At 61.8% G+C, this 8,671-nt stretch carries 8 protein-coding genes, 1 pseudogene and 1 riboswitch; of the genes and pseudogenes, 7 read left to right on the forward strand and 2 right to left on the reverse strand.

Features of this window, described 5'->3' with window-relative positions; translation table 11 throughout:
• The 3 genes from B3605_RS24155 to B3605_RS24165 form a co-directional block, all read left to right on the forward strand.
• A partial coding sequence (locus B3605_RS24155; RefSeq protein WP_296436519.1) for an OmpW/AlkL family protein occupies positions 1-376 on the forward strand: 376 nt, incomplete at its 5' end.
• 188 nt (positions 377-564) lie between these two features.
• Positions 565-1,221, forward strand: a complete 657-nt coding sequence (locus B3605_RS24160; RefSeq protein WP_183795301.1) for a thiamine diphosphokinase — start codon at positions 565-567, stop codon at positions 1,219-1,221.
• 3 nt (positions 1,222-1,224) lie between these two features.
• Positions 1,225-3,048: an ABC-F family ATP-binding cassette domain-containing protein gene (locus tag B3605_RS24165; protein ID WP_112942679.1), complete on the forward strand. Its 1,824-nt coding sequence runs from the start codon at positions 1,225-1,227 to the stop codon at positions 3,046-3,048.
• A gap of 7 nt (positions 3,049-3,055) precedes the next feature.
• On the opposite strand, the gene B3605_RS24170 is transcribed toward B3605_RS24165, so the two are convergent.
• The gene (locus B3605_RS24170) at positions 3,056-3,451 is read right to left on the reverse strand and encodes an ester cyclase (protein WP_112942680.1); all 396 of its coding nucleotides are present in this window, start codon (positions 3,449-3,451) and stop codon (positions 3,056-3,058) included.
• Between the two features lie 132 nt (positions 3,452-3,583).
• Here B3605_RS24170 and B3605_RS24175 point away from each other — a divergent pair, with 132 nt between their 5' ends.
• Positions 3,584-4,222, forward strand: coding sequence for a DUF5666 domain-containing protein (locus B3605_RS24175; protein WP_112942681.1), 639 nt, complete (start codon positions 3,584-3,586; stop codon positions 4,220-4,222).
• Between the two features lie 15 nt (positions 4,223-4,237).
• On the opposite strand, the gene B3605_RS24180 is transcribed toward B3605_RS24175, so the two are convergent.
• A complete protein-coding gene (locus B3605_RS24180; protein WP_112942682.1) occupies positions 4,238-6,067 on the reverse strand; it encodes an ABC transporter ATP-binding protein/permease in 1,830 nt (609 codons plus the stop codon).
• A gap of 151 nt (positions 6,068-6,218) precedes the next feature.
• Positions 6,219-6,296, forward strand: a riboswitch (SAM riboswitch).
• Between the two features lie 34 nt (positions 6,297-6,330).
• On the opposite strand from B3605_RS24180, the gene metA reads away from it, so the two are divergent.
• The 3 genes and pseudogenes from metA to B3605_RS24195 all read left to right on the forward strand — a co-directional run.
• Positions 6,331-7,254: a homoserine O-acetyltransferase MetA gene (gene metA, locus B3605_RS24185; protein ID WP_018901853.1), complete on the forward strand. Its 924-nt coding sequence runs from the start codon at positions 6,331-6,333 to the stop codon at positions 7,252-7,254.
• Positions 7,255-7,391: 137 nt separating this feature from the next.
• On the forward strand, positions 7,392-8,414 hold the full coding sequence (locus tag B3605_RS24190; RefSeq protein WP_111562659.1) for an aldose epimerase family protein: 1,023 nt from the start codon (positions 7,392-7,394) through the stop codon (positions 8,412-8,414).
• Positions 8,415-8,527: 113 nt separating this feature from the next.
• Positions 8,528-8,671: pseudogene (locus tag B3605_RS24195) on the forward strand (GntR family transcriptional regulator); the annotation flags it as partial.

Here is an 8,671-nt window from a genome sequence, read left to right on the forward strand (position 1 = left end):
CGTCACCGGCGAAGGCTCGATCGACGGGCTCGGCAAGGTCGGCAAGACCTGGCTGCTGCCGCCGACCGTCACGCTGCAGTATCACTTCAACGATTTCGGCAACTTCAAGCCCTATGTCGGCGCCGGCCTGAACTACACCATCTTCTACAACGAGAAGGGCAAGAGCGCCCAGAGCCTCGACATCGACAACACCTTCGGCGTCGCGCTCCAGGCCGGCTTCGACTACATGTTCGACGAGCACTGGGGCCTTAACGTCGACGTCAAGAAGATCTTCCTGCGTCCCGATTTCAACGTGAACGTCGGCGGCGCCGACATGACCGGCAAGGCCAAGCTCGATCCCTGGCTGATCGGCGCCGGTGTGACCTACCGGTTCTAAAGCATGTCGCGCAAAAGTGTGCAGCGGTTTTGCGGCACCGACATGCGACAGACAAAGGCTTAAAGCGTGGCAAGCGAATCCGAAGGATCGCGACGCGCTTTAGCCAGGCTTTATCGCAGAAACGCCGGAGGGCGCGGACAAACCATGTCCGCGCCCTTTCCCTTTTCCCCCGCTTTGCGCTATGGGCAATGCCCATGAGCCAATCCACCTTCACCATCCTGCTCGGCGGCGAGCTGCACATGACGGAGCGCCTTCGCGCCGCCGTATCCGGCAGCCGTTTCATCGCGGCAGATGGTGGCATGCGGCACGCGCTGGCGCTCGATGTCAGGCCGGAGCTCTGGGTCGGCGATTTCGATTCCACGCCGGATGATTTGACGGCCGCTTTCTCGGCTATCCCGAGAAAGCCCTACCCCGCCGCCAAGGCCGCCACCGATGGCGAGATCGCCGTGTCGGAAGCGATCGCGCGCGGCGCAAAGCGACTGATCCTCGTGGGCGCCCTCTCAGGCGACCGCTCCGACCACGCGCTGCAGCACCTGCTCTACGCCGTCAGCCTCGCCGAGACCGGCCTCGACGTGCTGCTGACCTCGGGCACGGAGGAAGCCGTGCCGCTGATTGCCGGCAGCATTACGGTCGATCTGCCGAAGAACAGCCTGTTTTCCGTGCCCGCCTTCAGCGAGCTCAACGGCCTCTTCATCGAAAACGCTCGCTATCCGCTCAGCGATTTCCATTTGCCCTTCGGCTCGTCGCGCACCATTTCCAATGTCGCGGAAGGCCCCGTGCGCTTCTCGCTTGAAAGCGGCCGCGCCATCGTGCTCGCCCGCCCTTACGATCTTTCCGGAGTCTGATTTTTGGCGCCCCCTATCCTTAAACTCGACGATATCTTCCTGAGCTTCGGCGGCGCGCCGCTTCTGGCGGGCGCTGCCCTGCAGGTGGAGCCCGGCGACAAGATCTGCCTTGTCGGCCGCAACGGTTCCGGCAAGTCGACACTCCTGAAGATCGCCGCCGGAATGGTCGAGGCGCAGTCCGGCGAGGTGTTCCGCCATCCGTCGTCCACCGTGCGCTATCTCGAACAGGCGCCCGATTTCGCCGGCTACAGCACGGTGCAAGCCTACGCGGAAGCGGGGCTTGGACCGGGCGACGACCCCTACCGCGTCACCTACCTTCTCTCGCATCTCGGCCTCACCGGCGAGGAAGACCCGAAGAACCTCTCGGGCGGCGAAGCGCGCCGCGCGGCCCTTGCCCGCGTTCTGGCGCCCGAGCCCGATATCCTGCTGCTCGACGAGCCGACCAACCACCTCGACCTACCCACCATCGAGTGGCTGGAAGGCGAGCTGCAGAAGACCCGCAGCGCGCTGGTGTTGATCTCGCACGACAGGCGTTTCCTCGAAAAGGTCTCGACCGCCACCGTCTGGCTCGACCGCGGCACCTCGCGCCGCCTCGACCGTGGCTTCGCCCATTTCGAAGCCTGGCGCGACCAGGTGCTCGAAGCCGAGGAGATGGAACAGCACAAGCTCGGCAAGGCGATCGAGCGCGAAGAGCACTGGCTGCGCTACGGCGTCACCGCGCGCCGCAAGCGCAACATGCGCCGCCTCGGCGAGCTGCAGACGATGCGCGCCAGCTATCGCGGCCACAAGGGTCCGCAGGGCACCGTTCAGGCCACCGTTTCCGACGCGCAGGAATCCGGCAAGCTCGTCATCGAGGCCGACAAGATTACCAAGACCTATGGCGAACGTCCGATCGTCACGCCGTTTTCGATCCGCGTTCATCGCGGCGATTGCATCGGCCTCGTCGGCCCGAACGGCGCTGGCAAGACGACGCTGCTGAAGATGCTGACCGGCCAGCTCGCGCCCGACACCGGCATCATCAAGCTCGGCACCAATCTGGAGATCGCCACGCTCGACCAGAAGCGCGAAGACCTCAACCCCGAGGACACGCTGGCGCATTATCTCACCGACGGGCGCGGCGAGAACCTGCTTGTGAACGGCGAACAACGCCACGTCACCGGCTACATGAAGGAATTCCTGTTCCAGCCGGAACAAGCCCGCACGCCGATCAAGAACCTCTCGGGCGGCGAGCGCGCCCGCCTGATGCTCGCCCGCATGCTGGCGCGGCCATCCAACTTGCTGATCCTCGACGAGCCGACCAACGACCTCGACATCGAGACGCTGGATCTCTTGCAGGAAGTCGTCGCCGGCTTCCCGGGCACCGTCATCCTCGTCAGCCACGACCGTGACTTCCTCGACCGCACCGTGACCTCGACGATCGCACCCGCCGTACCGGATGCGCCCGATGGCCGCTGGATCGAATATGCCGGCGGCTATTCCGACATGCTGGCGCAGCGCAAGGGTGCCGCCGACGAGCGCAAGAAGGCGGAGAAAGCCGAAAAGGCGAAAGCGCAGGACGCGGCCCCTGCCGCCGAAGCGCCGAAGGGCAAGGGAAAGCTCTCCTTCAAGCAGAAGTTCGCGCTCGAAAACCTGCCCAAGGAGATGGCCAAGGCCGAAGCCGAGATCGCCAAGCGCGAGGAAAAGATGGCCGACACCAACCTCTTCTCCAAGGACCCCACGACCTTCAACCGCCTGGCCGCCGAAATGGAGAAATTCCGCGACAGCCTGGTGAAGATGGAAGAAGAGTGGCTGGAACTCGAGATGCTCCGGGAAGAGCTGGAGGGCTGATCGCCCTCTACGCCGCCGAAAGCTGAGCCTCGATCGCCGCCTTGTCGACGATCGACCACACCTTCGCGATCTTGCCCTCGGCAAACCCGTAAAACACGTTCTCGGAGAACGAGATTCGCCTGCCGTTGACGGGCAGGCCGAGAAACATGCCTTGCGGGCTGATGTTGAAATTCAGCCGGCTGGCGACCGTGGTTTCATCGGCGATCAGAAGCTGGACGTCGAAATGGAGGTTGGGTATCGCGCGAAACCCGGCCTCACGCGCCTGCCGATAGCCGTCCAGCCCAACCATCTCTCCGTTATAGCGCACATCCTGCCCGACATATGTGCCGAGGTTTTCCCAATCCTGGGAATTCAGGCAGCCGATATACGCGCGATATAGGCCCGCAAGTCTCGTCTCCGGCATTCAACTTCTCCCACCCATTGGCATACCCTGCCAGATAGCTCCCGTCTCCCAGCCGGAAACCCTCACATTTCATTGATTGGCCAGTACCGAGACTTCGCGCCTAAGCTCCCGCAGGCTCCCGCCCCCGGAGCCATGAGGAGAAAACCCATGTCTCGCTATCTGATTACCAGCCATGTCGCGGCGCTTGCCGTCGGCATTCTTCTGAGCACGTCGCAGATCACATCGGCGGCCGATGCCGCGCGCGTGCGTGTACGCGGCGATATTGCGAGCCTTTCCGGCGACACGCTCGTCGTCAAGACCCGCGAGGGCGCCGACCAGACCATTGCGCTGAAGCCGGAATGGAAGGTCGGCGGCATCAAGAAGGCGTCGGTCGAGGACATCAAGCCCGGCGATTTCGTCGGCATCGCCTCGCTGCCCAAGCAGGACGGCGGCGACGGCGCCCTGGAGGTTCTGATCTTTCCCGCGGCCATGAAAGGCACCGGCGAAGGCAGCCGCCCCTGGGATTTGAAGCCCAACAGCAGCATGACCAACGCGACCGTCGCGAAGGCCGTAAAATCCGTCGATGGCCACACCGTGACGCTGACCTATCAGGGCAAGGAAAAGACCATCTCGATATCGGACGCCACACCGATCGTGACCTTCACCGCCGCGCAGAAGTCGGACCTGACACCGGGCGCGCACGTCATCGTCATGGGCGAAAAGGCAGCCGACGGAACGGTCTCCGCAGCACAGGTGACGGTCGGCACCAACGGCATCGTTCCACCGATGTGATCCTGATCGAAGCGATCAGAGCGCCGGCGCCGGCGTGTTCGGCGCCTTGTCCGCCACCCTGCTCTCATCGGGCTTGGCGGCAAGCGCTTCGAGATGCAGCACGCGCGGATGGAAGGCCTCGATATAGGCGTCGGAGCGGCCGATATAGATCATCGTCGCATCCGGCATCGCCTCGAGCACCTTCATCATCGTCGATTGCCATTCGGGCTCCATGCCCTCTAGCACTTCGTCGAAGACCATCCATTGCGGCCGGACCAGCAAGAGCCGCGCGAAACCGATAGCCCGCTGTTCATCGGCATCGAGCAGCTTGTCCCAGCGTGCGCGCGTATCCAGACGGGCAACGAGATTATGCAGCCCCGCTTTTTCGAGCGCCGCCACCACATCGTCGTTCTTGTAGGTGTCGGCGGCCGCAGGAAACGCCAGCGCTTCGCGCAAAGTACCACCCGGAATATAGGCCGATTGAGGCACGAACAGCATGTCGTCGGTGGGCGGCAGGCCGATCTTGCCGCTGCCGCAGGGCCAGAGTTCCGACATCGCCAGGAACAGCAGCTTGCGATTGACGTTGTGGTCGCCGTTGATCATCACCTTCTCGCCGGCCTTGATGGTGACGCTGCCCTCATGCAGGCGGAAGCCGCCGCACTGGTCGACCTCCTCGTCCATCTTCGTGGCGATGGTCACATCCTCGAGCGTCAGCGTACCCGGCGCGCTGCGTTCATAGGCGATCGTTTCCTTGAGATCGACATCGTCGCCCATGGTGGTCAGAGCCTGGCGGAAATCGGTGACGCGCATCAAGGTTGCGCGCCATTCGGCGATCGGGCCGAAGTTGGACACGTACCAGCGCAGCGCCGTATTGACCTGGTTGAAGGCGCCGACCGACATCATCAACTGACCGAAGGTGAGGCCGCCGGAGAAATAGGCGGGTGCGGCCACGATGATCGGAATGACGACGACGAGCCAGCCGTAGCCGGCCGACACCCAGGTCAGGTTGACGTTTGCCATCGCCAGCTTCTTGATGACGGCGAGAACTGCGCTGATATCGGTGTTAATCCGCCCCCGCTCGTTTTCTTCACCACGCGCAGCCGTGATCGCCGGAATGTTCTCGTTGGCATGCATCAGCGCGAAACGCAGCTCGGCTTCCTTGGAGAAACGGTCGGCATTGAGCTTGACGAGCTTGCGTCCCACGAGCTGGCTGAGCACCGAGGCGGAAGCCGCGTAAAAGATCGCCGCCCAGACCATATAGCCCGGAATGGAAAAGGCGTACTCGCCGAAGCGGAAGACGAAGCCGCTCGAGAGTTCCCAGAGAACGCCGATGAAGCTCACCAGCAGGATCGTCGACTGCACCAGGCCGATGACGAGCCCCGTGGTGCTTTCGGCCAGATTGCGCGCATCCTCATGCAGGCGCTGGTCCGGATTGACGCCGATCAGCCCGCTGGAGGCGAGCCTGAGCGCCCGCTTGCGCTGCAGCCACTGGTCGACGAGATCGCGCGTCAGCCCCTCGCGCATGTAAAGCGCCGTCATCTGGTTCAGCCAGGCCTGCACTACGTTGAGCAAAAGCAGCATGCCGGCGATCAGCGCGAAGATCTTCAGCTGGTGGAAGAACCCCGGCAGATCGCGGCGTGAGATGGCGTCGTAGAATGGCGCGTTCCACTGGTTGAGGATAACAGTGGCATAGGCTGTCGCCAGAATGATCCCGATCAGCGCCGTCGAGAGAATGAGCACCGGCGCCCGCACCCTGGAATGCCAGAATGCCGAAAACATCACCTTGAGGCGGAAGATCAGGCTGAGATCATACCCTACCCGGTCCTGCCCCTGGATGCTCGGTCTGCTTTTGACGTCCTCTGCCATCATGCTTCCTTACGCGTATGTAGCACCTGAATAGCACCGTGAGTCAGCCTGTCCAGCAACAGTTTCTAGCATCAGGTAATGCGCGAGTTACCTCGGCAAATAGGCGACGCCGCGTATCGGTCATTGATTCGCGGCCTGACTGGGTCTATTTAGAGCGCTCCGTGGTGATTTGGCCGGCCGGCTTGCAGCCACGTTAAAGAAGTTGCTAAAGGGCCGCGTGCGGACCGATAGCGATATTTTCGTTTTTTCATCGAGTGACCGCTATGCCGATCAAGATCCCCGATACCCTGCCCGCCTTTGAAACCCTGGTTCAGGAAGGTGTGCGCGTAATGACCGAGACGGCCGCGATCCGTCAGGACATTCGCCCCCTGCAGATCGGGCTTCTGAACCTCATGCCGAACAAGATCAAGACCGAGATCCAGATGGCGCGCCTCATCGGCGCCTCGCCGCTGCAGGTCGAGCTGTCGCTTGTTCGCGTCGGGAACCACAAGGCGAAGAACACCTCGGAAGATCATCTCTTCTCCTTCTACCAGACCTGGGAGGAGATCAAACACCGGAAGTTCGACGGCTTCATCATCACAGGCGCGCCGATCGAAACGCTTCCATACGAAGACGTTACTTATTGGGATGAAATGCAGCAGATTTTCGACTGGACGCGCACCAACGTGCACTCCGCGATGAATGTCTGCTGGGGCGCGATGGCCGCGATCTACCATTTCCACGATATTCCCAAGCACGCGCTGACGGAAAAGGCCTTCGGCGTCTACCGCCACAAGAACCTCAAGCCGTCGTCGGTCTATCTGAACGGTTTCTCCGACAATTTCGAGGTTCCGGTCTCGCGCTGGACGGAAGTGCGCCGCGCCGATATCGAAAAATCCGACACGCTGGAAATCCTGATGGAATCGAGCGAGATGGGAGTCTGCCTCGTTCACGAGAAGAAAGGCAATCGGCTCTATATCTTCAACCACGTCGAATATGATTCGACATCGCTTGGTGACGAGTATTTCCGCGACGTGAATGCCGGCGTTCCGATCAAGATGCCGCACAATTATTTTCCGCATAACGACCCGTCGATCCCGCCGCAGAACCGCTGGCGCAGCCACGCTCACCTGCTGTTCGGCAACTGGATCAACGAAATCTATCAGACGACGCCTTACAATCTGGAAGATATTGGCGAGGACGGCTGAGACCTTTTCGCCTTGCTTGATACGCCGCCGGGCCTGACCGGCGGCGTTTGTTTTTTATATCGCGGCGGTTGCGATTTCATTCAATTGAGAGCAGGTTCTGGCCCGAAATTGCGGACGCGAACCGGGGAGGAAACAGAATGGCGGATGGATTGAAGCGGGACGTTTTTGGAACGACGAAGACGGGCGAGACCGTCCATCGCGTCGAAATCTCAGGCGGCGGGCTCACCGCCAAGGTGATCACCTGGGGCGCCGTCATTCAGGACCTCAGGCTCGAAGGCCATGACGCGCCGCTCACCCTCGGCTTCGATGATTTCGACAGCTATCCCGCCCATTCCGCCTATTTCGGCGCGACGCCCGGCCGCAATGCCAACCGCATCGGCGGCGGCAAGTTCACGATCGACGGCAAGAATTATCAGCTCGACCTCAACGAAAACGGCGTCAGCCACCTGCATGGCGGCTTCGAGAACATCGCGCTACGCAACTGGACGATCGTCGAGCACGACAGCGACCGCGTCGTCCTGAAGATCGTCGATGCCGATGGTCGCGGCGGCTATCCCGGCAATTGCACCATCCTCGTCACCTACCGCGTGCATGGCGATGGCGAACTCTCGGTGGTTTACGAGACGACCAGCGACCAGCCGACCATCGCCAATGTCTGCCAGCACGCCTATTTCAATCTCGACGGCCGCGACGATACGCTTGGCCACGACATCATGATCGCGGCCGACAGCTATCTTCCGACTGACGAGCGCCAGATCCCGACCGGCGAGATCCGCCCAGTGCAAGGCACGGTGTTCGATTTCCGCGAAATGGCCTCGCTGAAGCGCTTCGAGGGCGACACCCAGGCGCTCTACGACCACAATTTCTGCCTCTCGTCCGAACGTGTCGCCAAGCGCTCCGTGGTTCTGGCGCGCAGCCTTTATTCCGGCGTGTCGATGGAAGTGCGCACGACCGAGCCCGGCGTCCAGTTCTACGCCGCCTTCAAGCTCGATGTGCCGGTGCCTGGTATCGGCGGCCGCAAATACGGCCCCTTCGCCGGCTTCTGCCTGGAAACGCAGATCTGGCCCGACGCCATCAACCACGAGGGCTTCCCCAACGCGGTTCTGCGCCCCGGCGAAGTGCTGCGCCAGGAAACGGACTACATTTTCTCCAAGAGCTGACGGCAGCAAGCCGACCGCTTCTGATGTCATCAAACCCTCGCAGACCTCTGCGAGGGTTTTTTCATGCAAGTTAGCGCTTGCAATTGGTTCCAAAGAGGTTCTATTTTAATCTCATGGATAGAACCAGTCTGATAGCCGAGATCGAGGCACGCGGGCTGCGCGACACAGCGCGCAGCGGACCTCTCTATCGCCGTCTCGCACAGACACTGACCGGCCTGATCAATGAGGGCCTGCTGAAGCCGGGGGCAGCACTTCCA

The organism is Rhizobium sp. UBA1881, from assembly GCF_002338015.1.
Lineage (GTDB): Bacteria > Pseudomonadota > Alphaproteobacteria > Rhizobiales > Rhizobiaceae > Rhizobium.